Source organism: Bradyrhizobium sp. URHC0002 (genome assembly GCF_054059515.1).
Genome location: NZ_JBSSCF010000001.1, coordinates 4,573,702 through 4,599,269 on the forward strand (window position 1 = coordinate 4,573,702; position 25,568 = coordinate 4,599,269).

Annotated in this window: 28 protein-coding genes and 1 tRNA gene; 18 read left to right on the forward strand and 11 right to left on the reverse strand. The window is 63.4% G+C overall.

Translation table 11 applies throughout. The features are described from left to right. Position 1: 1 nt before the first annotated feature. Entirely contained in the window at positions 2-1,537 is a 1,536-nt protein-coding gene (locus ACVWVY_RS22155) for a M81 family metallopeptidase (protein ID WP_456628377.1), read from the reverse strand. 208 nt (positions 1,538-1,745) lie between these two features. After that, positions 1,746-2,876: a M20/M25/M40 family metallo-hydrolase gene (locus ACVWVY_RS22160; protein WP_456628378.1), complete on the reverse strand. Its 1,131-nt coding sequence runs from the start codon at positions 2,874-2,876 to the stop codon at positions 1,746-1,748. A 409-nt stretch (positions 2,877-3,285) separates the two neighbouring features. On the opposite strand from ACVWVY_RS22160, the gene ACVWVY_RS22165 reads away from it, so the two are divergent. The 4 genes from ACVWVY_RS22165 (at position 3,286) to ACVWVY_RS22180 (ending at position 8,415) form a co-directional block, all read left to right on the forward strand. Next, a complete protein-coding gene (locus tag ACVWVY_RS22165) occupies positions 3,286-4,866 on the forward strand; it encodes an ABC transporter substrate-binding protein (protein WP_456628379.1) in 1,581 nt (526 codons plus the stop codon). Positions 4,867-4,932: 66 nt separating this feature from the next. Further along, positions 4,933-5,874: an ABC transporter permease gene (locus ACVWVY_RS22170; protein WP_456632282.1), complete on the forward strand. Its 942-nt coding sequence runs from the start codon at positions 4,933-4,935 to the stop codon at positions 5,872-5,874. Beyond that, complete coding sequence (locus ACVWVY_RS22175; protein WP_456628380.1) at positions 5,874-6,797, forward strand: ABC transporter permease; 924 nt, start codon at positions 5,874-5,876, stop codon at positions 6,795-6,797. The genes ACVWVY_RS22170 and ACVWVY_RS22175 overlap by 1 nt, the downstream gene beginning before the upstream one ends. 1 nt (position 6,798) lies before the next feature. After that, positions 6,799-8,415: an ABC transporter ATP-binding protein gene (locus ACVWVY_RS22180; protein ID WP_456628381.1), complete on the forward strand. Its 1,617-nt coding sequence runs from the start codon at positions 6,799-6,801 to the stop codon at positions 8,413-8,415. A 278-nt stretch (positions 8,416-8,693) separates the two neighbouring features. Here the strand turns inward: ACVWVY_RS22180 and ACVWVY_RS22185 are convergent, their stop codons facing one another. After that, positions 8,694-9,551, reverse strand: a complete 858-nt coding sequence (locus ACVWVY_RS22185) for an alpha/beta fold hydrolase (protein ID WP_456628382.1) — start codon at positions 9,549-9,551, stop codon at positions 8,694-8,696. Positions 9,552-9,678: 127 nt separating this feature from the next. Here ACVWVY_RS22185 and ACVWVY_RS22190 point away from each other — a divergent pair, with 127 nt between their 5' ends. After that, a complete protein-coding gene (locus ACVWVY_RS22190) occupies positions 9,679-10,416 on the forward strand; it encodes a lysophospholipid acyltransferase family protein (protein ID WP_456628383.1) in 738 nt (245 codons plus the stop codon). On the opposite strand, the gene ACVWVY_RS22195 is transcribed toward ACVWVY_RS22190, so the two are convergent. Together ACVWVY_RS22195 and ACVWVY_RS22200 are read right to left on the reverse strand one after the other, a co-directional pair. Beyond that, positions 10,413-10,970 (reverse strand): TMEM175 family protein, encoded by a 558-nt coding sequence (locus ACVWVY_RS22195; protein ID WP_456632283.1) that lies wholly within the window; start codon positions 10,968-10,970, stop codon positions 10,413-10,415. The genes ACVWVY_RS22190 and ACVWVY_RS22195 overlap by 4 nt on opposite strands. Before the next feature lie 196 nt (positions 10,971-11,166). Then, positions 11,167-11,253 (reverse strand) — tRNA-Leu (locus ACVWVY_RS22200). Positions 11,254-11,441: 188 nt separating this feature from the next. Between ACVWVY_RS22200 and ACVWVY_RS22205 the strand changes: the two genes are divergently transcribed. After that, positions 11,442-11,864 carry a twin-arginine translocation pathway signal gene (locus ACVWVY_RS22205; RefSeq protein WP_456628384.1) on the forward strand — a complete coding sequence of 141 codons (423 nt, stop codon included), beginning with the start codon at positions 11,442-11,444 and terminating at the stop codon, positions 11,862-11,864. A 15-nt stretch (positions 11,865-11,879) separates the two neighbouring features. Here the strand turns inward: ACVWVY_RS22205 and ACVWVY_RS22210 are convergent, their stop codons facing one another. After that, entirely contained in the window at positions 11,880-12,581 is a 702-nt protein-coding gene (locus tag ACVWVY_RS22210; RefSeq protein ID WP_456628385.1) for a GntR family transcriptional regulator, read from the reverse strand. A 187-nt stretch (positions 12,582-12,768) separates the two neighbouring features. Here ACVWVY_RS22210 and ACVWVY_RS22215 point away from each other — a divergent pair, with 187 nt between their 5' ends. From ACVWVY_RS22215 to ACVWVY_RS22235, 5 genes are all read left to right on the forward strand, one after another. Next, the gene (locus ACVWVY_RS22215) at positions 12,769-12,957 is read left to right on the forward strand and encodes a hypothetical protein (RefSeq protein ID WP_456628386.1); all 189 of its coding nucleotides are present in this window, start codon (positions 12,769-12,771) and stop codon (positions 12,955-12,957) included. Beyond that, positions 12,954-13,850: a VOC family protein gene (locus ACVWVY_RS22220; protein WP_456628387.1), complete on the forward strand. Its 897-nt coding sequence runs from the start codon at positions 12,954-12,956 to the stop codon at positions 13,848-13,850. The genes ACVWVY_RS22215 and ACVWVY_RS22220 overlap by 4 nt, the downstream gene beginning before the upstream one ends. A 19-nt stretch (positions 13,851-13,869) precedes the next feature. Next, on the forward strand, positions 13,870-15,510 hold the full coding sequence (gene mhpA, locus ACVWVY_RS22225) for a bifunctional 3-(3-hydroxy-phenyl)propionate/3-hydroxycinnamic acid hydroxylase MhpA (protein WP_456628388.1): 1,641 nt from the start codon (positions 13,870-13,872) through the stop codon (positions 15,508-15,510). Positions 15,511-15,514: 4 nt separating this feature from the next. Then, positions 15,515-16,366 carry a fumarylacetoacetate hydrolase family protein gene (locus tag ACVWVY_RS22230; RefSeq protein ID WP_456628389.1) on the forward strand — a complete coding sequence of 284 codons (852 nt, stop codon included), beginning with the start codon at positions 15,515-15,517 and terminating at the stop codon, positions 16,364-16,366. A 73-nt stretch (positions 16,367-16,439) separates the two neighbouring features. After that, on the forward strand, positions 16,440-17,417 hold the full coding sequence (locus ACVWVY_RS22235) for a Bug family tripartite tricarboxylate transporter substrate binding protein (protein ID WP_456628390.1): 978 nt from the start codon (positions 16,440-16,442) through the stop codon (positions 17,415-17,417). Positions 17,418-17,460: 43 nt separating this feature from the next. Here the strand turns inward: ACVWVY_RS22235 and ACVWVY_RS22240 are convergent, their stop codons facing one another. Continuing rightward, positions 17,461-18,663, reverse strand: a complete 1,203-nt coding sequence (locus ACVWVY_RS22240; RefSeq protein ID WP_456628391.1) for an FAD-dependent monooxygenase — start codon at positions 18,661-18,663, stop codon at positions 17,461-17,463. A 7-nt stretch (positions 18,664-18,670) separates the two neighbouring features. Further along, complete coding sequence (locus tag ACVWVY_RS22245) at positions 18,671-18,916, reverse strand: zinc-finger domain-containing protein (protein WP_025590194.1); 246 nt, start codon at positions 18,914-18,916, stop codon at positions 18,671-18,673. Positions 18,917-19,180: 264 nt separating this feature from the next. On the opposite strand from ACVWVY_RS22245, the gene ACVWVY_RS22250 reads away from it, so the two are divergent. The 4 genes from ACVWVY_RS22250 (at position 19,181) to ACVWVY_RS22265 (ending at position 22,466) form a co-directional block, all read left to right on the forward strand. Then, entirely contained in the window at positions 19,181-20,326 is a 1,146-nt protein-coding gene (locus ACVWVY_RS22250; RefSeq protein WP_456628392.1) for a hypothetical protein, read from the forward strand. Positions 20,327-20,380: 54 nt separating this feature from the next. Beyond that, positions 20,381-21,133, forward strand: a complete 753-nt coding sequence (locus ACVWVY_RS22255) for an alpha/beta fold hydrolase (RefSeq protein WP_456628393.1) — start codon at positions 20,381-20,383, stop codon at positions 21,131-21,133. 178 nt (positions 21,134-21,311) lie between these two features. After that, the gene (gene cysE, locus ACVWVY_RS22260) at positions 21,312-22,139 is read left to right on the forward strand and encodes a serine O-acetyltransferase (RefSeq protein WP_456628394.1); all 828 of its coding nucleotides are present in this window, start codon (positions 21,312-21,314) and stop codon (positions 22,137-22,139) included. 108 nt (positions 22,140-22,247) lie between these two features. After that, a complete protein-coding gene (locus ACVWVY_RS22265) occupies positions 22,248-22,466 on the forward strand; it encodes a DUF3126 family protein (RefSeq protein WP_025590201.1) in 219 nt (72 codons plus the stop codon). 121 nt (positions 22,467-22,587) lie between these two features. Here the strand turns inward: ACVWVY_RS22265 and ACVWVY_RS22270 are convergent, their stop codons facing one another. Continuing rightward, positions 22,588-23,301, reverse strand: coding sequence for a hypothetical protein (locus ACVWVY_RS22270; protein WP_456628395.1), 714 nt, complete (start codon positions 23,299-23,301; stop codon positions 22,588-22,590). Between the two features lie 222 nt (positions 23,302-23,523). On the opposite strand from ACVWVY_RS22270, the gene ACVWVY_RS22275 reads away from it, so the two are divergent. Both ACVWVY_RS22275 and ACVWVY_RS22280 read left to right on the forward strand, forming a co-directional pair. After that, complete coding sequence (locus ACVWVY_RS22275) at positions 23,524-23,853, forward strand: DUF6949 family protein (protein WP_456628396.1); 330 nt, start codon at positions 23,524-23,526, stop codon at positions 23,851-23,853. A gap of 73 nt (positions 23,854-23,926) precedes the next feature. Continuing rightward, positions 23,927-24,457 carry a gamma carbonic anhydrase family protein gene (locus ACVWVY_RS22280; RefSeq protein ID WP_456628397.1) on the forward strand — a complete coding sequence of 177 codons (531 nt, stop codon included), beginning with the start codon at positions 23,927-23,929 and terminating at the stop codon, positions 24,455-24,457. Between the two features lie 22 nt (positions 24,458-24,479). On the opposite strand, the gene ACVWVY_RS22285 is transcribed toward ACVWVY_RS22280, so the two are convergent. Both ACVWVY_RS22285 and ACVWVY_RS22290 read right to left on the reverse strand, forming a co-directional pair. After that, positions 24,480-24,647, reverse strand: a complete 168-nt coding sequence (locus tag ACVWVY_RS22285; protein WP_456628398.1) for a hypothetical protein — start codon at positions 24,645-24,647, stop codon at positions 24,480-24,482. After that, on the reverse strand, positions 24,644-24,865 hold the full coding sequence (locus tag ACVWVY_RS22290; RefSeq protein ID WP_456628399.1) for a hypothetical protein: 222 nt from the start codon (positions 24,863-24,865) through the stop codon (positions 24,644-24,646). Before ACVWVY_RS22290 ends, ACVWVY_RS22285 begins: the two co-directional genes overlap by 4 nt. Positions 24,866-24,977: 112 nt before the next feature. Between ACVWVY_RS22290 and ACVWVY_RS22295 the strand changes: the two genes are divergently transcribed. Then, the gene (locus ACVWVY_RS22295) at positions 24,978-25,445 is read left to right on the forward strand and encodes a hypothetical protein (RefSeq protein ID WP_456628400.1); all 468 of its coding nucleotides are present in this window, start codon (positions 24,978-24,980) and stop codon (positions 25,443-25,445) included. Positions 25,446-25,568: the final 123 nt, after the last annotated feature.

A 25,568-nucleotide genomic window follows, 5' to 3' on the forward strand; every position in this document is an offset into this window, starting at 1 on the left:
GTTATCCCGTGACTGGAGATGTTGAGCGAGATGGAGCGGATGGGGTGAAGGCAGGGCCGTTCGGCTTGATGCGGATGCCCGGACGCAGCCGCGTCCAGGGCAGTGCCGCCGTATCGGCCGGCATCGCGCCGGGCGCGGCGCAGATCAAAAGCTTTTCAGCGATCGGCTCGAAATCGGCGCGGAAATGCACCGAGCTCTTGTTGACCAGGATTTTCTGTTCGGTCGGCTCGATGCCGACATAGCGGTACATCGACTGGTCCGCGAGCTGCGCCTTGTAGGAGCCGACGACCACTCTGACATCACCGATGCGCAGGCATGCCGACAGTCCCATATCCATGTCGCGTCCGCCGTAATAGGGGCCGGTCGCCACGAATTTGCCGTCGGACAGTTTTTCGACGACGAAGGTTTCCTTGTATGGCGCGTCGCCTGAGATGCCGGACTTGCCGCCGAGATCCAGCGTGACCGTGGCGCCGACGCCGGCTGCATGCGCGGCACTGGCCGATTGCGGATCGTAGATCACGCCGGTGGCGGCACCGGACGCCTTGTTACGCACCAGCGCGCGCAGCATGCCCGTGGTGTCGGAATCGCCGCCGGCGCCGGGATTGTCCTGGGTGTCGGCGATGATGATCGGCCTGGTCGCCGATTTCGCGAGCTCCATCGCGAGGCGCACGCCGTCATCGGGCGAATAGATGCGGCCGTCGAAATCGTCCTCGTGGCTCTCGACCAGCGCCACCAGTTTGTCGGCTGCGGCATCGGCATCGGCCTGCGTCCGGCCGTAGGCAAACACGCTCGGCCCGCAATCCCGGAAATCGGCGGCCGGAAAGCCCGGCGCAAAAGAGAGCGTCGGCACCGCGTCGCTCTCGAGCGCCGCAAGCTTTTGATAGATGCCCTTGGTCGGCTGGTCGTTGGTGCATTGCCAGGAGATCGGAATCAGGAACGGCAGTTGCCGGAACGCCTTTGCAAACCGCGCCTTCGTCTTCAGCATCAGCGCGAGGTGTCTTGCACAGGCGCGGCCGGTATCGGCCATGTCGATGTGGGGGTAGGTGCGGTAGGCAATGAGCGCATCCGCATGCTGCATCATCTCGGGCGAGACGTTGGCATGGAGGTCGAGGCTCACGACCAGCGGCAGGTCTTTGCCGATCACCTTGCGCACGCGGGCAAGCGTTTCGCCTTCGCCGTCGTCGTAGTGCTCGGTCACCATCGCGCCGTGCAGGTCGAGATAGACGGCGTCGATCGGTCCGGCCGCAGCGATGCCGTCGACGATCTCCTTCATGACGCGTTCGAAGGCATCCTTGGTGACATGCGCCGATGGGCTGGCGGCCGCCGAGATCGTAGGCTTCAACTCCCAGCCATTGGCTTCGGCCGCCTCGACGAAGCCGGCAAGGCCGACATTGATGTTGCGCATGACCTTGAGGACATCGGCGCCATGCGCCATCGACGGCCAGCCGCCGCCATGGACGAAATCGTCGTATGTCGCCCTGGTCGGCGCGAAGGTGTTGGTCTCGTGCAGAAAGGCGCCAACGGCGATGCGGGTCATCAAGTCTCTCGGCCAATGCTTTTCGTTGGGAGGACGTTAAGCGCGTCATCGTGGCAAGCGCAAGCCGTGGAGCAATCCCGTTTTGCATGCCGCCCCACCGTCCTTGCCTGCGACAAACGCGAAGCGTTTGCGCAAGGGAGCGACTTGTCCGCCGCGGCTCAACGAGCGAAGGCGGAAGCAATCCAAGTCGCACCTTGCGGCGCATGGCTCACGTCAGCGTCGCCAGCAAACCCGCCATCAAACGGCCACGCTCGGCAAGGCTGTCGACTTCGATATGCTCGTTGAGCGTATGAGCGTCGGCGCCACGAACACCCAAGCCATCAAGGGTGGGGATGCCCATCGCGCCGGTAAAATTGCCGTCGGAGCCACCGCCGGCGCTGCCATGCGGGAGCTCGACGCCCATTTGCCTGGCCACGCTGCGCGCGTGTTCGTAAAGCGCCATCGTGCCGGCATCGGGTTCCCACACCGGCCGGGTCACACCACGGGTGACCTTGAACGTGACGTCATTGCTGCTCCCGGAAAGCGCGAGCATCCGTTCGACGCCGCGGTCGAGGTCGGCCTGTCGTTTGGCCATGCTGAGCGCCTCGCCGGTACAGGTGGTGGCAACGCAATTGACCCATTGGCCGCCATGCACGATGCCGACCGAGAAAGTGCAATCTTCAGTCGTCATGCCGTCGATAGTGATAATCTGGCGTGCCATCTCGCGGATCGCGGAACGGCCCGATGAGAGCGTGGCGCCGGCATGGCTCGGCTTGCCGATGGCTTCGAGATTGAAGCGAGCAATGGCGTATCGCCCGGTGACCACGCCGTTGTTGGCGCGGCCCGGCTCCGGTACCAGCACATATTTGTTGCGGGCGGCTTCGGCCTCGATGATGTCGCGGGTCGACGGTGTGCCGACCTCTTCGTCCGGCGTGAACAGCACGGTGATCGGCAGCGGCGTCGCGAACGCGGCGCGGGCCAGTTGCCGGATGGCTTCGAGGGTGAGGTAGTTGCCACCCTTCATGTCGAAGATGCCCGGGCCGTAGCATTTGTTGCCTTCGCGCCGCCACGCCAGCTTTTCCAGCGTGCCGACGGGATGGACGGTATCGAGATGGCCCGCGATCAGAATACCAGGCTCACCCTGCTTCGGGTGGGGGAAGCGCGCGCGGACGCAGCCGGCAAAACCCTGCCGTCCGGTGATGCGTTCGATGGTCGCACCCATGATGGCCATTTCGCGCGCCGCAAGATCGAGCATGCGATCGACCGCACGCGCATCCCAGGTGGGGCTTTCGCATTCCACCCAGGCCCGCAAACCCTGCAGCATGGACTCGGTATCAAAGGGAAGGTTGGCAGGATTCATGATGGGTCCTCCCGGTTAGGCCGGAATGTTTGAGGTTTCGGTGTGGGCCCTTTACGAGAGGGAGCGGCGGCGAATTTGTAAAGGGAAAACATGGCGCGTTCGGACCTTCCCGGTGCGAAGCAGGGGCAACGGTAATTCTGGCATCATTCTTGATTGTAGGTTTTTGAGGAGGCGCGTTGGCGGAGCTGAACCTGGACTGCAATCCATCCAGCGGCGTGCGTAAGCCGGCCTCGATAAAGACCTGTCCGAAGGGCTGTCCTGATTTCTGCCAGAGCGCCGGCGTCACCAGTGTCGTCGGGGTCAAAAGGGTGTTGTGAAGCTGAATATCGACCCTATAGTCCGGTGAGAAATTGGGCAGGGGCCTGAACAATAGGCGTTCGGGCGTTAAGACGACAACGGAGACGAAGGAATGAACGTGTTCAGAAAAGCAATTCTTGCTGCGACTTGTGTCGGCAGCCTCGTGGCCATGGAAGCGCCTGCGCTTGCACAGACCACGTTGCGCGCCGTCATGCACTCGGATCTGAAGATCCTGGATCCGATCTGGACCACGGCCTACATCGTCCGCAACCATGGTTACATGATCTACGACACGCTGCTGGCGCAGGATGAAAAGGGCGAGATCAAGCCGCAGATGGTGGAGAAGTACGAAGCTGCGGCTGACGGCAAGGGCTACACCTTTACGCTGCGCGACGGCCTGGAGTGGCATGATGGCCAGCCGGTCACGTCGGAAGACTGCATCGCCTCGATCAAGCGCTGGGCCGCGAAGGACTCCCTCGGCCAGAAGATGATGACGTTCGTCGACTCGATGACCGCTGTCGACGCCAGGACTTTCAGCATCAAGCTCAAGGAACCGACAGGTCTCGTGCTGCTGGGCCTCTCGAAGCCCTCGTCGAACGTGCCGTTCATGATGCCCAAGCGCGTCGCCGAAACCGACCCCAGCAAGCAGATCGAGGATTTCACCGGATCCGGGCCCTTCGTATTCAAGAAGGACGAATGGAGGCCGGGCGACAAGACCGTCTACGTCAAATTCGACAAGTACAAGCCACGCAGTGAGCCGGCGTCCGGCATGGCTGGCGGCAAGGTCGTCAAGGTCGATCGCGTTGAATGGCGCGCGATCTCCGATGCGCAGCAGGCCGTCAATGCGCTGTCCAAGGGCGAAATCGATTTCGTCGAGCAGCCGAGCCACGATTTGTTGGGGCCGCTGAAGAAGGACCCGAATGTCTCGGTCATCATCTCGCCGCCGCTGAAGGCGCAATACGTCTTCCGTCCCAACCATCTCCACAAGCCGTTCGACAATCCGAAAATTCGCCAGGCGCTCTGGTACGCCTTCAACCAGGAAGACTTCCTGATGGCGACCATCGGTGATGAGCAATATATCAAGGAGTGCAAGGCGCTGTTCATCTGTGACACGCCGTTTGCGTCGACCAAGGGAATGGACGGACTTCTCACCTCCAACGCCAAGAAGGCGCAGGAGTTGTTGAAGGAAGCCGGTTACGACGGCACCCCCGTCGTGCTGATGCATTCCACCGATCTGAAGGTGCTGACCAACCTTGCGCCGGTGGCGAAATCCCTGATGGAGAAGGCCGGCTTCAAGGTCGACATGCAGTCGATGGATTGGCAGACGTTGGTCGCACGCCGCGCCAAGAAGGATGCGCCCGACGCCGGCGGCTGGAGCGCGTTCCTGACCGCCTGGGTCGCCGCCGACGTGATGAACCCGGTCTCGACCGCCTATCTCAACTCGTCCTGCGAAAAGGCGCTGTTCGGCTGGCCCTGCGATGCCCAGCTCGAAAAGCTGCGCGACGATTTTGCACGCGAGTCGGATCCGGCCAAGCAGAAGGCGATCGCCGAGGCCGTGCAGGTACGCAGCATCGAGATGACGCCCGAGATCCCGGTCGGCGAATATGTAACGCCGGTGGCCATGCGCAAGAACGTCAAGGGCTTCCTTATCGCGCCGGTGCCGGTGTTCTGGAACATCGAAATCACCAAGTGAGTTGAGCGGCGCGGGCGGGGAAGCTTTCTCCGCCCGCGCCGTTCCAGGGTCGAGTTGATCATGTCTTTGTATGGCTATCTCCTGCGGCGGCTGCTCAGCACCATTCCTGTGCTGCTGATCGTTGCGGTGTTTATCTTTCTCATGCTTCGCCTGACGCCGTCGGACCCGGCTGCGATCATCGCCGGCGACAATGCCAACGCCGAACAGGTAGCGCAGATCCGCAGCCAGCTCGGCCTCGACAAGCCGATGATGCAGCAGTTCTTCATCTGGTCGGGCAGGGTGCTGACAGGTGATTTCGGCGAAAGCTTCTTCTTCAAGAAAACGGTCGCCGCGCTGATCGGCGAGCGGATCGAACCGACGCTGTCGTTGGCCGCGCTCACGATGGTGCTCGCGGTGCTGATTGCGGTTCCGCTCGGCGTGCTGGCGGCGCACCGGCAGGGCTCCTGGATCGATCGCACCGTGATGGGCTTTTCGGTGCTCGGGTTTTCGATGCCGTCGTTTGTCGTTGCCTATCTCCTTATCTACCTGTTCGCGGTCTGGCTGGGCTGGCTGCCGGTGCAGGGCTATCAACGGATTGCGGAAGGGATAGGCGGATGGCTGCGAGGGCTGGTACTGCCTTCGCTGACGCTGTCGGTCATTTTTGTCGCGCTGATTGCGCGCATGACGCGCACCAGCCTGCTTGAGGTGCTGTCCGAAGACTACATCCGCACGGCGAGGGCGAAGGGACAAAGCGAGCGCAAGGTGCTGTTCCGTCACGCCCTGCGAAACGCGGCGGTCCCGATCGTCACGGTGATCGGGCTCAGCGTCGCGCTCTTGATTGGCGGCGTCATCGTCACCGAAAGCGTGTTCACGATTCCCGGCCTCGGCCGGTTGACGGTCGATGCGGTGCTGGCACGCGACTATCCAACGATCCAGGCGGTGGTCCTGCTGTTCTCGGTTGTCTATGTTATGATCAACCTGGCCGTCGACATGATCTACACGGTGCTCGATCCAAGGATTCGCTACTGATGGCTGACGTGATCCTCGATACCCCGATCGCGCCAGCGCCGGTCAAACCGAACGCAGCGCTGCGCGGCTTGCTGCGCAATCCGGCTGTCCTGTTCGGCGGCACAGTGATCGCGATTGTCCTGTTGATGGGACTGCTCGCGCCCTGGCTTGGCACCGTCGACCCGATCGCGATCAACCCGGTCGCGCGCAACAAGGTTCCCGGCACGGAATTTTCGATGCGCACTGATACCGGCGAGCGCATTCGCATGGTTGCGGCCTTTGGCACCGACGGGCTCGGGCGCGACGTCTACAGCCGCGTGATCTATGGCGCACGCGTCTCGCTGCTGGTCGGCGTTACGGTCGCGCTGATCAGCGTTGCCGTCGGCCTGTTCATCGGGCTATTGGCCGGCTTCTTCCGCATTCTGGATGCCGTGATCATGCGGATCATGGATGGGTTGATGGCTATTCCGGCGATCCTGCTGGCGATTGCCATGGTGTCGCTGTTCCGTTCCAGCGTGCTGACCGTCATCATCGCCATCACCGTTCCCCAGATTCCCGGCGTCGTCCGGCTGGTGCGCTCGATCGTGCTCAGCGTGCGCGAGGAGCCCTATGTCGAGGCCGCGGTCACGCTCGGCACCTCGGTTCCGAAATTGTTGTGGCGGCATGTGCTGCCGAACACGATCGCGCCCATGATCGTGCAGGGCACCTTCATTTGCGCCTCGGCCATTCTGGTCGAAGCCATCCTGTCGTTCCTCGGCATCGGCGTGCCGCCGGAGATACCGACCTGGGGCAACATCATGGCCGAGGGCCGGCAGGTGTTCAGCCTGTATCCGCACAACATCATCTATCCCGGCGTCTGCCTTGCGCTCACGATCCTTGCCGTCAACGTTCTCGGCGATGGCTTGCGCGATACGCTCGATCCCAAAATGGCGAAGCGGGTGTGACGTGAGCAACACTGTCCTCGAAGTCTCGGATCTTTCGGTCGCCATCAAGGGAGGCGACAGGACGCATGCGGTGCAGGGCATCAACCTGACCGTCGATGCCGACGAGATCGTCTGTGTGGTGGGTGAATCCGGCTCCGGCAAATCTGTGACGGCGCAGGCCGTGATGGGCCTGCTGCCGAAGGCAGCGATGCAGGTCGAGAGCGGCTCAATCCGGCTGCAGGGCGATCAACTGCTCACCAAATCCGACGCCGAATTGCGCGCGATCCGCGGCACCCGCATGGCCATGGTGTTCCAGGAGCCGATGACCGCGCTCAATCCGGTCGAGAGGGTCGGCGACCAGATCCGCGAAGTGCTGGAGATCCACACCAGGCTCGACCAGAAGGAACAGCGCGCGCGCGTACTCGAGATCATGCGCGCGGTGCATCTGCCCGATCCCGAGCAGATGATCGACGCCTATCCGCACCAGCTTTCCGGCGGCCAGCGACAGCGGATCATGATCGCGGCGGCGCTGGTGCTCGATCCGGCGCTGTTGATTGCCGACGAGCCGACCACGGCGCTCGACGTCACCACGCAGGCGCAGATCCTCAAGCTGGTGCGGGAAATGCAGGGCCGCACCAAAACCGGCGTGCTGTTCATTACCCATGATTTCGGCGTCGTCTCCGAGATCGCCGACCGTGTCGTGGTGATGCAGATGGGCAGGATCGTGGAGCAGGGCCCTTGCGAAGAGGTGCTGCGGAATCCGCGCGAGGACTATACCAGGATGCTGCTGGCCGCGGTGCCGAGCATGACGCCGCCGAAGCGGTCGCCGGTGACCGGACCGGTGGTGCTGCAGACCGAGAATCTTTTCAAGACCTATGGCAAGCGTTCACTGTTCCAGCCGAAGGCGCGCGTGGTTGCCGCGGTCAAGGATGTCTCGCTGACGATCCGGCGCGGCGAAACGCTGGGCATCGTCGGCGAGTCCGGGTCCGGCAAGTCGACGGTGGCGCGCTGCGTCGCGCGGCTGGTCGACGCCACCGACGGCGGCATCAAGATCGACGGCGTCGATATCGCGGCGATGCGCGAAGCAAAATTCCGCCCGATGCGCCGGCGCATCCAGTTCATCTTCCAGGACCCATACCGGTCGCTCAATCCGCGCCGTACCGTCGGCGAGGCGATCATCGAGGGACCGATGAATTTTGGCCTGGGCCGCAAGGAGGCATTGCAGCGTGCGCGCGACCTGATGGCGGTGGTGCATTTGCCGCCGGCTGCTATCGATCGCTTCCCGCATCAGTTCTCCGGCGGCCAGCGCCAGCGGATCTGCATTGCGCGGGCGCTGGCGATGGAGCCTGAATTGCTGATCGGCGACGAGCCGGTGTCGGCGCTCGACGTCTCCGTGCAGGATCAAGTGTTGAAGCTCCTGGACGAGGTGCGCCGCAAGTTTAATCTGGCGGTGCTGTTCATTACCCATGATTTGAGGGTGGCAGCGCAAGTCTGTGACCGGATCGCGGTCATGCAGCGCGGGGTGATCGTCGAGCAGGGGAATACGGCGGAGGTTTTTGCCGCGCCCCAGCACGAATACACCAGGGCATTGTTCGACGCCGCGCCCGGCCGGCATCAGGAATTTGCCGCCAGCGCTTGATGACATCGCCCCCCGCGTCATTGCGAGCCAACGGGCTGGCGCGAAGCACCCGCCCATTGGCGCGCAATGTCGGTGAAGGTCAGCAGTGGGTATCCCGCATCAGTTCCGGGCCGTCGCTCGACAGCGGCGAGGGGATTTGCGGTTGCTGTGGCTGGGATGACCGCCGGTCCGGGGACGGTTTGCGCCCGGTTACGGCAGGTTCGTCCAAGGGATGTTCGCTAGCCATGTCGTCATGCTCCTTTTTGTGCATGACAACATTTTTGCCGGCGTTGCGTTCCTTACGCTGGATGCGCTGCGAGATGTTCCAGCATTAATTCGCATACACGCTCCGGCGCCTGATCCGCCGCAAAATGCCCGACGCCCGGAAGCGCCTCGAAGCGATAGGGTGCGGCGATGAAATCGACCGTGCCTTCGGCGGCGGCGCGGCCGACGGTGTCGTCGGCGTCGCCCCAGATATAAAGCGTCGGCACGCGGATCGGACCGAGCGGCCCGCGGATCGCGCCGCGCGCACGATACCAGGCGAGGGCTGCTTCCATCGCAGCCTTGTTGCCGAGCACGGCGAGATGCATTTCGATCGCGTCAGCGGGGACGCCATTGGCGGTCAGACGCTGGCGCAGCCATTTGGCATCGTCAGCCAGCACGATCTCGGCGGCATCCGGCTCCAGAAACGCCTTGTGGTGCTTTGAGCGCTGCGCCTGGTCGCCGTCGTCCACCAGCGCGCGATTGAACGCGTTCGGATGCGGCCGCGAGAGAATGGTGAGCGAGGCCAGCCGCTCGTGGTGGCGGTCGGCGATGCCCCAGGCGATGCTGCCGCCCCAGTCGTGGCCCACGAGATGAAAGCGCGCACTCCCATAGCCCGCGGCCGCCACGATCGCCATGGCGTCGTCCATCAGGCAGTCGATCAAATAGTGCGAAAACTCTCGCGGATCCGGCCGGGCGCCCGGCGAATAGCCGCGCTGGCTCGGCGCAATGGCGCGATAGCCCATGTCGCCGAGGCAGGCGACCTGCGCGCGCCAGCAATGCATCGATTCCGCAAAGCCGTGCAGCAGCAGGACCAGCGGCGCCCCGGGCGTGCCGCCGGTGATGGCATCGAAGACGAGATGCGGCGCAATGGCGATCTTTTCGAAGGCAGGCATGGCGCAATCCTGGATGGGCAATCGGGCCAATCCATGGTGAGACATATTTCAGCGGGGCGGCCGGAATTGTGCAACCCGGGAAAAGTGCTGTATTGGAAGCCGCAAAGAGGCCCGAGGGGACGGACGTTTGCATTATCTAAGGTCGATTCTGTTCGATGCCGCCGTGGTGATCCTGACGCTGGTCATTTCGCTATCGGTGCCGTTCTTGTGGCTGTTCAACGCCGGCAGCACCACCGTGCGCGCGGTTTCCCAGGTCTGGGCCAACGGCATCATGTTCCTGATGAAGTACGTGGTGGGGCTGGATTATCGCGTCGAGGGACGCGGGCACGTTCCCGACGGACCCTGCATCATCGCCTGCAATCATCAATCGCTGTGGGAGACCGCGGCGCTCTGCGTGATCTTCCCCGATGCCAGCATCGTCGCCAAGAAGGAGTTGAGGAAGCTGCCGCTCGTTGGTTGGTTTCTGGAGCGATATCCGATGATCCTGGTTGACCGGTCGGCGGGCCGCCAGGCGTTGCGCCAGATGGTCGACGAAGCCCGGCGCGCGGTCGGCGAGGGGCGCAAGGCGCTGTTGTTTCCGCAAGGCACGCGACAAGCGATCGACGAGCCAATGACGTTCCAGTCGGCCGGCATCTCCGCGCTCTATACCAACCTCGACGTCCCAGTCGTGCCGGCGGCGTGCAATTCCGGCCTGTTCTGGGGCAAGAAGACCCTGATGATGCATTCAGGCACCATCACGCTGTCCTTTCTTCCGCCGATCCCGCCGGGCCTGCCGCGCAAGGAGTTTCAGGAAAAGATGGAGCGGATGATTGCGGAGGAGGCTAACCGGTTGCTCACGGTGACTGAGGCGAAAGTCGCGCGCTAGCCTGCGCGGCGCGCCGCGAGCCAGCCCGCAAGCGGCGCGCCGAACGCCAGGCACCAGGTGAACTGCGCGACTTTCGGTGCGACGAAAGCGGTGGCCGTGCCGAGCACGAACACGAACACTGGAAACACGGCTGTCATCAGCAATTGCGGATCGTGGCGGCCCCGCAGCGCGAAAACCCACAGCAGCGCGTTCAGCGATGCGATTACCATCAGGTGGAAGCCGTAGATCACGGCGACCACGCCGTCGAGCCGGTAGCTGCCGTAGAGGCCGTTGGTCACCGGCAGGATGATGATCGCGAGCAGAAAAAACAGATTGAGGAACACGATGCCGCGCCCGGCTTCCGGCGCCACCGCAAGCCGCCGGTGGTGGCTGAACCAGAACAGGCCGGCGACGATGAAGCTGATCATCAGCGCAATGACCGGTTGGGCGTAGACATTGAGCACGTCTATCCAGGAGGGCGCCTGTTTGAAGCTGCTGGCCTTCGGCAAATCATAGGCGAGCAGCGTCATGGCAACGCCGAAGATGGTGTTGCTCAGCATCTCCAGCCGGCGCATTTCGAAAAGATGGGTTTGTGGCAATTTGTCCCCGTGTCTCACCAGTACGTCGTCGCCTTCGCTTCGCTCAGGCTATGCCGGACACGCCTCGACCTTACGGTCTCGCGTGGCTTGCCGAGCCGTAGCTCGCGGACACAGCCCGCCTTCGCCTGTCGGCTTCGGCGCGGCAGCCTTCACTCGCTTCGCGAGCGAAGGCTGGTGCGGGCGGTGGGACTCGAACCCACACGACGTTGCCATCGAGGGATTTTAAGTCCCTTGCGTCTACCAATTCCGCCACGTCCGCTTAGTCTCAGGAGATCAAATACTTAGCGCGTTTTTCGGAGAAGTGGAATTGGGATATTCTCCGGTCAAAACGCTCCCCACCTTTAAGTGAGCGCGGGCGCCAAAGCAAAGCCTCAATGCGGACACTTGGGGTGTTTACCTGCGGCGGGCTTTAGGCAATTTCAACATAATCCACTTAACGAAGGTCCGATGCCCAACTCGCTGTCCCATCGCCGGTTATTCTCGCACTGCGTTGCCGCGTTGGCGCTGGTTGCGCTCGGAGCCGGCTTGTCCGGCTGCGCCGGCATGAGCGACACCATTTCCCCGGCCTTCGCCGACCCCGCCAAATACGATCTCTACGATTGCAAGCAGCTCGAGCCGGAGCGCAAGAGCCTCGCGTCGCGCACCGCGGAATTGCAGGGGCTAATGAGGAAGGCTGAAACCGGCGTCGCCGGTCCGGTGGTGGCGGAGATGGCCTATCGCAATGACTACATTGCGCTGCGCGGCCAGTCGAAGCTGGCCGATGAAGCCTGGGAAAAGAACAGGTGCCAGGAATCGAAACCGGAAGCCAAGCCGGCGCCGGTCCCGCCGGCTCCTGCTGCCAAGCGCAGTCGTTCGAAGGCCAACGGTTAGTTCGGCCACTACTTTCTAACCAGCACGAACACCCGCAAAGATTGCCTTGTCCTTCAGGATCACCTCCGCCGTGGCGGTGAAGTGATCTGTCAGGAGGGCAGCCGCCTTGTCCGCATCACCGCTCAGGGCAGCATTGACGATCGTCTGGTGTTCGTCGGCGACATGCCGGCCGGGAAACGCCTTTTGGATGGAAAGACGCCGATATCGGTATAGCTGGTCAGCCAGTTGGTCGCAGAATGCAATGAGAGAGCGCGAGCCGCATTGCGCAATCAAGGTGCGATGAAAGATCCGGTGCAGCCGCTCCCATTCCGGATTGTCCTCGAACTGCTCGGCATTGAGCGATCGCGGCGTTCGGCTCAAACGGTGATGAGCCACGAGAAGAGCTTCCTCCCATTGCGGCGTTGAGGCAGCCATGGCTTGCCGCAGCGCCAGGCTTTCAACCCAGCAGCGGGTCTTCGTCAGTTCTTCCAATTCGGAGCGGCTGATCTGGGTGACATAGAAGCCCCGCTGCTCGTGCGAGTCGACGAGCCCCTCAGCCGTGAGCCTGTTGAGGGCCTCGCGCAGCGGGGTCTGGCCGACCTGATACGCCTCCGTCAGGAACCGCATCTGGAGCTTGCGTCCGGGTTCGAGCCGCCCGGACAGAAGGTCTTCCCGCAGCCGGTCGTAGACATTGATGGTCTGTGTCGACGGCGCTGGCCGGATCGAAGACGTGCTCATTCCTCTCACTGTCCCTTCCGCGCTGGCGCCCCGCGAATCTGCTGGCGCTCAAGCATCATATACATTCAAGACAGGTTGCATAAAATCTATAAATTATGGTTTACATTGTCGAATTTATAGAATAATCGTTCGCTAGAACAAAATTTGTATTCATCCGTAGGTATGACCATCGGGGGAGTGGGACGTGATGGGAGACCGGCAGCCAACGATCCGGCCCGGAGCCGGCTCGTACCCCTGCAAGGGCATCGATGTTCATGTCCATGAAGCGGCGATGCTGCGCCATCTGATGAGCCAGTTCGGTGTCTCGCAGATCATGCTCGGCGCCTTCGCCTTCCGTGATCATTCGCCAGTCGCGCACGGGCGGCCTGTGCGATGACCCGTTTCCCCGTCACGTCTCTGCGCAGCGTCGATCTCGGTACGCCGCATATCGATCGGGCGGAGCGATTCTACACCTCGGTTTGGGGGCTTGAGGTCGTTGCCCGTGACGAGGGCAGCGTCTATTTGCGGGCCACCGGCAGCGATCATCATGTCGTCGCGCTGCATGCCAGCGCGCATCCCGAGCTGCGCGCTGTAACCTTTCGCATGGATTCGGCCGCCGATTTTGCTGCACTCGGCGTCAATGCCGTCGAGCAAGGCGGGCAGGTGCTGTCGCCGCCGGGTGCGAATGCCGGGCCGGATGGAGGCACCGTCATGAAGGTGCGTGGTCCCGAGGGCGGCTTGCTGCGCTTCGTGCATGGCGATCGGCGACTCGTGCCGCTAGCGCAGGACGGCTACAGGCCCGAGCGGCTCGCCCACGTCAATCTCAATAGCGTCGATGTCGACGCGTCGGCAGCGTTCTACGAGAAAGCTCTGGGCTTCCGTCTGACGGATCGATCGAAGGCGATGGCTTTCGTCCGCTGCAACAGCGACCACCATGCCGTCGTGATCGCCGACGCTCCGGTAAACGGCCTCAACCACGTCGCCTTCCTGATGCCCGACCTCGAAGCCGTGATGCGCGGTTCCGGCCGTCTGATCGACGCTGGCTTCCCCATCGCGTGGGGCGTGGGCCGCCACGGTCCAGGCGACAACGTCTTCGCCTATTTCATCGACCCGGCAGGCTTTGTCATAGAATACACCGCCGAGGTGCTGCAGGTCGACGACAGTTATGTGGTGCGCGGTCCCTCCGAATGGACCTGGCCGCCGGGCCGCACGGATCATTGGGGGATCGCTCCGTCAAAGGCAGACCACGTCAAGGCGGCGCAGGTGGCCGTACCCTATGCTGCGGTCTGATCCTGGTGAGAGTGGAAGAATGATCTCGACCTCCGCGAAACCCAACGATTACCAGGTCGTGGTTGTAGGATTTGGTCCTACGGGCGCAGTCGCGACCAGCCTGCTCGGCAAGCGCGGCATCCGCACGCTTGCGATCGATCGGCTCCGCACGGTGTATGACAAGCCGCGCGCCATCGCGATGGATCACGAAATTCTCCGTCTGCTGGATAATCTCGGCATCGCTGATCGCATCCTGCCGCATGTCGCGCCGTTTCCGGCTTCGCAGCATTTTGGCGCGGCCGGCCAGTTGATCCGACGCATCGACATGGTTCCCGAACCATATCCGCTGGGATACACGCCAACCATGGTGTTCACGCAGCCGCCCGTCGAAGCGGTGTTGCGCGAGAATGCCGCCTCCTACGCCAGCGTGGAGGTCGAGTTGGGCACCGAGTTCGTCGGACTTGCGCAATCCGATACGGGCGTGAGGCTGGATTTGCTTGGCGACGACGGCGGCAGGCAGAGCGTGACCGCGGACTATGTGATCGCGTGCGATGGCGCCTCCAGCGAAGTCCGCGAACAAGTCGGCATCGCCTTGGAGGATCTGGTTTTTGACGAGCCGTGGCTAGTCGTCGACGTCCTGGTGAACGAGGAGGCCCTCGGCAAGCTGCCGCAGACCGCGGCCCAGTATTGCGACCCGGTACGGCCCACGAGCTTCATTATCGGACCCCGCAACCACCGGCGCTGGGAAATCATGCTGCTGCCTGGCGAGGATCCGCAGGAGGCGCAGAAACCGGAACGGGTCTGGCAGCTCCTCTCAAAATGGCTCACGCCGGACGAAGCAACATTGTGGCGGGCGGCCAGCTACCGTTTTCACGCGCTGGTCGCCACGGAATGGCGGCGCGGCCGCGTCTTCCTCGCCGGCGACGCGGCGCATCAGCAGCCTCCCTTCATCGGGCAGGGCATGTGCCAGGGTCTGCGCGATAGCGCGAATCTCGTTTGGAAACTCGATCACGTCCTCCAGGGGCAGCCCGGCGAAGCCCTGCTAGATAGTTATGGCGAGGAGCGTGGTGAACACGTCCGCGAGCTCACTACGCGGATCAAGGCGATCGGACAGGTCATTTGCGAGCGCGACCCGCAGGCCGCGCGCGAACGCGATCTGCGCATCCTCGCGGAGGGAGGCGGGCAGGCCCGCACCATCACCCGCCAGGAAATAGTTCCGCCTTTGAGGAGAGGCTTGTTTGCTTCTGCCGATGAACCCGCGAAAGGCACGCTGTTTCCGCAACCCCGAATCCTGAGCGATCACGGCTCCGTTCTGCTCGATACAGCTTTCGGCGCGGGATGGCGCCTTTGTATCGACGGCGGAGCTGCATTCGAACTGACCGACGCGGCTCGGCGGCAGATCGACGAGCTGCGGCTGACAATCATTCGCATCGTCGGTGCGGCTCAGAGTGCCGCTTCAGCCGCCCCGGAAGCTGTCCACGGTCGCGTCGCGGTGGAACTCGATGGCGTGATGGCCGAATGGTTCGACAGGCATGCTTGCCGCGCCGCCATCGTCCGCCCCGACCACTACGTCTTCGGCGTAGCCCGCGACACTGCAACGCTCATCGGGATGTTGCGCGAGCTCCGCGATCGTCTCCTCGAATCCCGACCACAACCTGTCTCCATCACGATGCAAAGGTAATCAGATGAAACTGGCGACATTCAAAATAGGCGGCGGAGCCCCGACCTGGGGTCTGGTCGACGGCGAGACAATCAAGGATGTCGGTGCCGTGCTAGGGAGCCGCCACCCAACTGTGAAATCAGTGATCGTCGCCGATGCCTTTGCCGAGGTCACCGCAGCTGCGCCGAAGGCCAAGGCCTATCCGCTGGCCGACATCACATGGCTGCCGGTGATCCTCGGTCCCGACAAGATCCTCTGCATCGGCCTGAACTACGAGACGCATCGCAAGGAAACAGGTCGGTCGGAAGTGGAGAACCCAACGGTGTTCACGCGCTTCGCCAACAGCCAGACCGGACATCTTTCCCCGATCATTCGCCCGCGCGTGTCACACGACCTCGATTTCGAAGGCGAGCTGGCGATCATCATCGGCAAGCCCGGCCGCTACATCGCCCGCAGCGATGCATGGGGTCATGTCGCGGGTTACGCCTGCTACAACGATGGCAGCGTCCGCGACTTCCAACGCCACACCCACCAGTTCACGCCCGGCAAGAACTTCCCCGGTACCGGTGCCTTCGGACCGTGGATGATGACCGCCGACGAGTTCGCCTTCCGCGGATCGCAGCGGCTCCAGACACGCGTCAATGGCCAGGTCGTCCAGGAAGCCACGTTCGACCAGATGATCTTCGATGTACCGCGCATGATCGAATATTGCTCGACCTTCACCAGGCTCGAACCCGGCGATGTCATCGCGACCGGTACACCGGGCGGCGTCGGCGCGAAGCGGACCCCGCCGCTCTGGCTGAAGCCGGGTGATACGGTCGAGGTGGAGATCGACGATCTCGGAATTCTGCGCAACGGCGTGGCCGACGAGGCCTGAACTCATCTCGAACAACATGGCGTCAGCCCCGGAGAGCAGGGGACCGCCGTCGACAATTCCAAGGAGGAGCACGATGATCACGATATCACGACGCATGCTGCTGGCCGGCGCAGCTCTTTCCATCGCGCTGCCGGCGCAGGCGCAGAGCTGGCCGCAGCGCCCGGTAATGATCGTCGTGCCACAGGCGGCGGGAAACAGCCCCGACATCCTCTGCAGGGTTCTCGCCGAGAAGCTCTCGCTCGCTTTGGGGCAGCAATTCGTCGTTGACAACCGGCCGGGGGCGGCAAACCTCGTCGGCACGCAGGCGGTCGCGCGGGCCGCGCCCGATGGCTACACGCTTCTATTCGCGACCTCTGCGGCGCTGGTCACCAATCCCTTCACGTTCAAGAGCCTGCCGTACGATCCAATGAAGGATCTGGTTCCGGTTGCCATGGTGGCGCGCAGCAATCATGTTCTGCTGGTCCATCCGGACGTGAAGGCGACAAATTTGCCGGCGTTGATCGCGCTCGAGCGCAAGGCGCCGGGCACGTTCAGCCTGGGCGTCGACGGTCCCCGCAATCTCACGGGTCTGCTCGCCCAGGCCATCAACAAATATGGACCGGCCGATTTCATCCTGGTCCCCTACAACAAGACCTCCCAGGCGATCCAGGATACCGTGACAGGACGCATCCAGGCGACGCTTCAATCCGCATCGGTGGCCGAGCCTTTCATCAAGGAAGGCACGCTGCGGCCGATCGCGGTCGCGGGAAGCCGGCGCATCGCCTCGCTGCCCGATGTACAGAGCATCTCCGAAACGCTCAGGAGCGTGGACCTGCAGGGCTGGTTCATGATGATGGCGCCAGCCGGCACGCCATCAGACATCGTCCAGAAACTAAGCGCGGAAATCGACCGCATTCTGAAGGAACCGGAGATGCAGGAGCGCGCACGGGTGCTCGGCTTCCAGATCGACTCCGGCAAGGGAGCGAGCCCTTCCGATGCGAAGCAGTTCCTTGAGACTGAATTTGCCACCTCGGGAAGGGTCATCAAGGAGATTGGTATCGAGCCGGAGTGATCGGCGGCAGCCGCGGTTATCGCCTTGGCAACGGAAGACGCCGCTACGCCCGCCAGTCGTAGATCCAGTCCTGTCGCGCCAGCATGCGCTGTGGGCCCATGGCCTTGATGGCGAGGTCGCGCGCCAGCGCCAGCGGTCCGGTGAGATGATAGATGCGCCCCTGTTGCCGCGCGGCGCGCTGCACCCGCAATACGCGGCCGCGCCGCTGCCGGCCATAAAGCTTCAGCGCTGCCGGAACGCCGGCGATATTGTCGCCCGGGCTTTCGCTCAAGCACTTTGCGAGCACGGCGGCGTCCTCGATCGCCATTCCGGCGCCTTGCGCGGCAAACGGCAGCATCGCATGAGCGGCGTCGCCGAGCAGCGCGATCGCGCCGTCCGTCCATTCGTCGAGATCGGGCAGGGTGAACAGCGCCCAGCGCCGCCATTCGTCGACGGCGCCGATCAGCATCCGCGCGGTCGCGGGCCAGCGCTGCGAGGCGAACGCGTTCTTGAGTTCGTTGGCGTCGCCGGGTGCGCTCCAGCCTGGCCTGTTCCAGGTCCCCGGCACGATCGCCACCACGTTGATCTGCCGTGCCGCCGAGATCGGGTAGGCGACCAGATGTGCGTCCGGCCCCATCCAGAGCTGCACCCGCGGCGCGGTATATTCGCGCGGCAGCGTCGTCGCATCGAGGGTTCCGCGCCAGGCAATCAGGCCGGAAAATTGCGGTTGCACTTCCGGGAATAAATGGTTCCGCACCGCCGACCAGATGCCATCGGCGCCGACCAGCGCCACCGCCAACTCCTGCTGCCGCGCATTGCCGCGGCGCTGCACCACGGTCAGCCCCTTGGCGTGCGAGGTCACGTCCTCGAACTGGCAACCGAGCCGCAGGTCGATGTCCGGATGATCGTTGACCTCTGCCTGCAGGGCGGCTTGCAGATCGGCGCGGTGCATCGCCCAATAGGGCGCGCCGGCGCGAAGGCTGGCGGCTTCGCCGAGCGGCAGGCGGGCGATCTCGCCGCTCGCCCGTGCGCTCATGATGGTGATCGCCTCCGGCGTCACCGCGCGCGGCGCAAGCCGCGGCCGCAGGCCAAGGTCGACCAGGATTCGGCTGGCGTTCGGCGAGAGCTGCAGGCCGGCGCCGGCTTCTTCCAGCCGTTCGGCCTTCTCCAGGATGACGACGCGAAAGCCTTTCGCGGCGAGCGAAAGCGCTGCCGTCAGTCCCCCGATCCCGGCACCAGCAACGATGATGGTGCGCGCGGCAGCCACCGAAGGGTCAGGCGACCTTGTCCTTCAGGACGCATTCCGGGGGGCGGGCCTCGCCCGCGGCGAGGTCGGCGGCAAAGCGGTACAGCGTCGAGCAATACGGGCAGATGATCTCGTTGTCGTTGCCGAGGTCGAGAAACACGTGCGGATGGTCGAACGGCGGGTTGGCGCCCACGCACATGAATTCCTGCGAGCCGATCTCGATCACCGAGACTCCGGCGTCGTTATGGAAATGCGGGACGACATGGTCGGACATCGGTTTCACCTTGGATAGCAACGACGGGCGCACGCAATCAACGCGACGCGGCAGGTACGAAATGCCGCGCACCATAGTGGGGGGTGCCGATGATTCCTAGAGCCGATTCGGGAGGTCCCCACCGCTCATTTGCTCATGCAAATTCGACACAATCTTGTCGTCGGAGAAAAGCCCTTCTTTCGTCGGGGCGGTTGTGTCTTAAAAACGGCATACCATCTTGAGAAAGACGAAAATACTAGGCTTTTTTGGAATTGGGCTTTTTGGATGAGGCGGTTGCGGCTGGGATCAGCTCTGGCAGGCATGGCGCTCAGCGTGGCGGTGTGCGCGGCGCTGTGGCCGCATGCGCGTGAGGCCGGCGCCATTCTCGCGGCGCAGGACGATCCCGCGGCGCTGTCCGATATCCATGTCAATTCCGCCCTGCGGAGCAATCAGGCGCTGGTCGCCGAAAATATCGAGGCAGCGCTCGCGGAGGGCGATTCCGACCTCGCCAACAGCTTCGTCGAGCTCGCCCGCGACAAAGGCATTATCGTCAGCGACGAGCTGTCGAAGCGCGTCAGCGACGCCGTTACTGACGCAGGTTCGGCGTCGCATTTTGCCAAACGCTTTGCCACCGGTCTTGTGACCGGCAATGCCGACGACGTCGCGAGCCTGTCGGGCACGGTCGCCGGCGATCTCTTCGTGTTCGGCGACATCAGGGACGTGGTGCGTGAGGGTAAGCACCTGGCGACGGGCGAGGACGTGGACCGGCTGGTACTCGGCCTGGCGACGGTGGGCCTCGCGGTGACCGCCGCGACCTACGTCTCCGTCGGCGGTGTCGGCCCGGTGCGCGCTGGTCTTTCCATGGTCAAGGATGCCCGCAAGGTCGGGCGGCTGGGCGAGGGGCTGACGCAATGGGCCGGGCGCTCGGTGCGCGAGGTCGTCGATGCGCCGGTGCTGCAGCAGGCGGTCGCGAAGGGCTCGGTGCTGCGGCCGGGCGAGACCCTCAGCGCGATCAAGGCGGCGTTCCGCGCCGAGAAGGCCGGCGCGCTGGTGCGGCTGGCGAAAGACGTCGGACGCGTCGGCGAAAAGGCCGGTACGCGCGGGGCGCTCGATACGCTGCGCATTGCGCAAGGGCCGAAGGACGTCGCGCGCGCCGCGCGGCTTGCCGAATCCAAGGGCGGCCAGACCCGCGCTATCCTGAAGGTGCTTGGCCGCGGCGCGCTGCTGCTGGCTGCCGGCGCCTTCAATCTGACGATGTGGGTGTTCGGCGCGCTCCTGGCGCTGTTCGGTTTTCTGTCGTCGATCAAGGCAACCACCGAGCGCGCGACCGAAGCCTGGCTGCGCCGCAGCAAGGCACGGCGGTCAAGAAAGCAGGCGGCGGCATGCTTGCCGTCCGGCCCGGCTCTGGCGGGCGCTGTCGCGCAGGGTTAGACTTGCCGTCATTGCAAGGTCGCTCATTCCGATCCCCAAAACATGGAACTGATGATGCCGAGTTTTCACAACGGCGCTGTCGAAATTGCCTATCTCGACGAAGGCGAGGGCGATCCGATCGTTCTCGTGCACGGCTTTGCCTCCAGCAAGAACGTCAACTGGATCTATCCGGCCTGGGTTTCCGATCTGAAGAAAGACGGCCGCCGCGTGATCGCGCTCGACAATCGCGGCCACGGCGAGTCCGAAAAGCTCTACGATTCCGCTGATTACGAAATTGCGATCATGGCAAGTGACGTCATCGCGCTGCTGGATCATTTGGGAATCGAACGCGCCGACGTCATGGGCTATTCGCTGGGATCGCGAATGACGGCGATATTGGCGCGCGAGCAGCCGCAGCGGCTGCGCTCGGCAATCTTTGGCGGCATCGGGATCGGGCTGATCGAGGGTGGCGGCCCCGGCGAGAACGTGGCAAAAGCGCTGGAAGCGCCGTCGCTGGAGGACGTCACCGATCCAGTGGGGCGGACGTTTCGCGCGTTCGCCGACCAGACTCGCTCCGACCGCCGCGCGCTGACCGCCTGCCTGCGCGGTTCGCGGCGGCTGATGACATCGGAGGAGGCCGCCGGGATCGGCGTGCCGGTCCTGATCGCGGTCGGCACCAGGGACGAGATCGCGGGCTCCGCGGCCGCGTTGGGGAAAATCATTCCGGGCGCCGAGGTGCTCGACATTCCGAACCGCGATCACATGCGCGCGGTCGGCGACAAGGTCTACAAGACCGGCGTCACCGACTTCCTGTCGCGAAGAGAATGATCTTCTACCAAAAATCGGACTTTGGACCGCTTGATTTCCTGAAAACCCCGACCAACTGGATATAACGCCCTTAAGGATGGCGTTCGACAGGGGATTACTTTGTCAGCGCCTGCCCGGGACAGTAGTCCGCCCGCCGTGCTACAATATCAATCAAACAAGCGAATTTGCGAGAGCAACCATGGCAGTGCATCAGGTCAATCCGCAAGGGTCGAAGCTCGCCGCACTCGATCCGATCTGGGATCGCGTCCGGGGCGAGGCGGAGGACATCGTCCGTCGCGAGCCCGAGCTTGCTTCCTTCATCTATTCGACCGTGCTGCATCACGAGCGACTCGAGGATGCGGTGATCCATCGGATCGCCGAGCGGCTCGATCATTCGGCGCTGTCGGGCGACCTGATCCGCCAGACCTTTGACGAGGCGCTGCGCGACGAACCCGATCTCGGCAATGCGTTCCGCGCCGACCTCGTCGCGGTCTACGACCGCGATCCCGCAACCTCGCGCTTCATCGATCCGTTGCTCTACTTCAAGGGTTTTCACGCGCTGCAGACCCATCGTCTGGCGCACTGGCTCTATCAGAAGGGCCGCAAGGATTTTGCCTTCTACCTGCAGAGCCGCTCATCGGCGGTGTTTCAGACTGACATCAACCCCGCCGCCAAGATCGGCCGCGGCATTTTCCTCGATCACGCAACCGGCTTCGTCTGCGGCGAGACCGCCGTTATCGAGGACGACGTTTCGATCCTTCACGGTGTCACGCTGGGTGGCACCGGCAAGGAGAACGAGGACCGTCATCCGAAGATCAGGCGCGGCGTGCTGATCGGGGCGGGCGCAAAAATTCTCGGCAATATCGAGATCGGCCATTGCGCGCGCATCGCCGCGGGCTCGGTGGTGGTCAAGCCGGTGCCTCACAATGTTACGGTGGCCGGCGTCCCCGCAAAGATCGTCGGCGAAGCCGGCTGCGCCGAGCCGTCCCGCACCATGGATCAGATGCTCGGCGCGATCGGGCTTTGATTTTACAAGCTTTCTCCCAGTCGTATTTGTGAAGATACGGCTGGCAGTTCCTGCCGTCTCGTCCTAAAAACCTCCCGGAAACTCAAAGAATCCGATTGGAGACCCGCCGTGGACGTTCAGGAAGTCAGGAAGCTCGACGCCTATCTCAAGCGCGTATTCGGCAATCCCAAGATCCGGGTCGTGCCGCGTCCGAAGAAGGATGACTCCGCAGAAGTCTATATCGGCGAGGAGTTCATCGGCGTGCTGTTCGTCGATGACGAGGACGACGATCGCTCGTTCCAGTTTCAGATGGCGATCCTCGAGGAAGATCTGGCCGACGTCGGCTGAGGCGCGTGCCGCGACGTCGCAGGGTGGGCAAAGCGAAGCGTGCCCACCATTTCGAAGCGCGATCGGTGATAGATGGTGGGCACGTCGCTAACGCTCCTTTGCCCACCCTGCGAGCCGCGCGCTAACCCTTCGGCCCCAGCATCTGCGCCGTCAGGCGATCCATTGCATTCGCAACGTCGCGCCATTGCGACAGCCAGCTGCGCGGAAAGCGAAAGGTCAGGTCGGCTCCGTCGACGCGGCGCTCGCTCAGGCACATGCCCGGCGTCAGGCCGTCGCGCGTGCAGCGCGCGTTGAGGCTCGGCGTCGTGGCGGAGAACAAATCTTCGTTGGCGTAGGGCGAGCCCTCGCGAAAGGCGCGCATCGTCAAACCTTCATCGACCCGCGTTGCGGCCTGCCCGAGGTAGCGCGGATAGATCGTGCGGACCCGCGTGTCGGGCGCCAGCGTGTCGTGATGGGCCGATATCGACACGAATATCCGGTCGATCGGCTGTACCTTCTCCTCGATCGTATCGGCGCTGACGTGCTTGGGCGCATCCGGCGGTTCCAGCGACGGGAAGACGAAACTGAGATCGACCCGCTCCTGCGGGCCGGAGTGGCGCTGGATTTTCCGGCGGATCGCCGCGGTCGGCACGTTGAAGAGCGTGGCGCCGACGCTGACCGGCAGCCGGTCGGGGGCGCCGGCGGGGCGCGCTACCCAGGTTGGCCACAGCAAATAGGCGACCAGCGCGACGGCGCCCGCGGTTATGGTTACCGCGACCATGATCAGGACCATGTGCGAGCGCGGATACCTGCGGGTGTCGCGGGCGAGGTGCTGTGCCGTCGAAAGCAGGGTCATGAACGAAGCATCGGTCGAGGAAGAGCCAGGCGAATCATCTTCGCGAATATGCCATGGGGAACGTGATTTCCTCATGATTTCGCGGCAGCTCCGGCCTCGCGAGCCATGCGCAAACGAGGTCCCGGCGGCCCGTCATTAACCTTTCCTTAAGGATGCTGTGGCGGCAGCTGGCCAATTTTGCGAAAGCAGGGCGCGGTTTTTCGAGTAGGGGAAAAGTTTGCCATGTCGCCCGATGCGTTGAATTCCCTGTTCTCCCTTTTCATCGGCTTTGCACTCGCTGGCGCGCTCGCCAGCGGCTATCAGGCGATGGCGGAGCGGCCGGCGGGGTTCGGGCTGCTTGGGGAAGGCGTGGCGCCGAAGACGTTTGCGGCCGTGCCGTTTCTGGTTTTCGCCGCACCCTTCATCATCATGCGCAACACGCTGCGCGGCGCGAAGATCGAGCGCCGCCGCTTCGAATTCGTGTTGATGGCGACCGTGCTTTCAGGCTTCTGGAGCCTAATGTCCGGCACGTTTTTCCTGATGACGCTGCGGGCCACCGGCGTGCTGGTCTGAGGTTCGCGCCCGGCTCGCTTGATCCCGCGCCAGCGGCTGTGCCAAGGTCTCCGGTAACGGAGACCTTTTTGCTATGGCGACCTACGAACTCGACGGACAGGGGCCCGAACTCCCCGCGGACGGAAATTATTTCATCGCAGATACCGCTACCGTGATCGGCAAGGTGCGCCTCTTGAATTCCGCCAGCGTGTGGTTCGGCGCGGTATTGCGCGGCGACAATGAGTGGATCGAGATCGGCGAAGGCTCCAACGTGCAGGACAATTGCACCTGCCATACCGACCCCGGCTTTCCACTCACGATCGGCACCAATTGCACGGTCGGCCACAATGTGATCCTGCACGGTTGCACGCTTGAAGACGACGCGCTTGTCGGAATGGGCTCGATCGTCATGAACGGCGCGCGAATAGGCCGCGGCAGCGTCGTCGGCGCAGGCTCGATCATTACCGAAGGCAAGGAGTATCCCGAATACTCCCTGATCATCGGTTCGCCCGCGCGCGTGGTCCGGACGTTGACGCCGGAGCAGTCGGCGGCGATGGGGCGTGCCGCGAAGTCCTACCAACGCAACGGACCACGCTTCAAAAATGGACTGAAGAAGATCGGCTGAAGACGGAAACCCGTTTTCCGTTTCACGTGCCTTCGCTTTCGTTCGCCTCACGGGCACCGGCGACCTTTTCATGGCCGGCAGCCCAGAGCGCATGCTCGTCGCTGCCATCCTGATAGGGATTTGCTTCCGCCGGAATGTTCTGGCGAGCAGCGCGCTCGCCTTGCTCGAAAGGGTCGGGGTCGGAATTCATGCTGGAGCCTTTCCAGTTTTCGATTTCTTCGGCGCGGCGGCCTTCGAGAGCCCTGCGCTTTTTCGCAGCGCGTCCTTGAGGTCGACGGGAATGCCGTGCTTCTTGAGCAGGTCCGCAAAGGCTTCGTCGGCCAATTCCTGAAACGTCCCCATCCGGTCGCGCGCAAGCTGGGTAAGCTTGTCGAGCGTGTCATCGTCGAATGCGATCAATTTGCGCAAGCGTGATCACTCCGGGCGTCGAGCGGATGTGAATGAATGATCTGGCGGCGGAATCGTTCCCTGTAGGAACAACGGGCGGGGCGCTGTCGTTGCTTCAAAAAGGAGATTTCCGATGAAGCTGGTATCTGCAGCAGCCGCAGTTGCGGCAATCACAATCCTGATATCCCCGGTCGCTTCGTTTGCCCAGAGTGCAGGCGGATCCGCGGGCGGATCATCTGCCGGCAGCAGCAGCGGTAGCGCCGCCGGCTCGCCGAGCGCAGGCTCGGCCGGTGCCGGTTCGCAAGGCACCAGCGGCGTTCCTCCCGGGCCCGCCGCTCCCGGAGGACTTAACAATGCCGGCGAAGATCCAAGCGGCGCGGCGAACGCGTCCAGGCCACCTGCGCCGGGGACCAACACCGCCGGCACCGCACAGTCGTCAGGCTCCGGCGTTAACACGGGCAGCGGTGTAACGACCGGTTCGGCGAAATCGCCAGGGTCGGGGACGACCGTAACGGGCCCTCAGACGAGCGGCGACGTCGAGATCAATGCAGAGAACAAGGAGGTCGATCGCAAGATCAAGAGCATTTGCCGCGGCTGCTGATCTGCCAAATGCAGTCGCGCAGAAGTGAGCAAGATTACCGAACCAACCTCGAGAACTCGTCCTAGAGTTACCGAGGGATGTGTCAGATCCGACGCCGAAAGTGCGTCGAGCGTTCGAACGCAA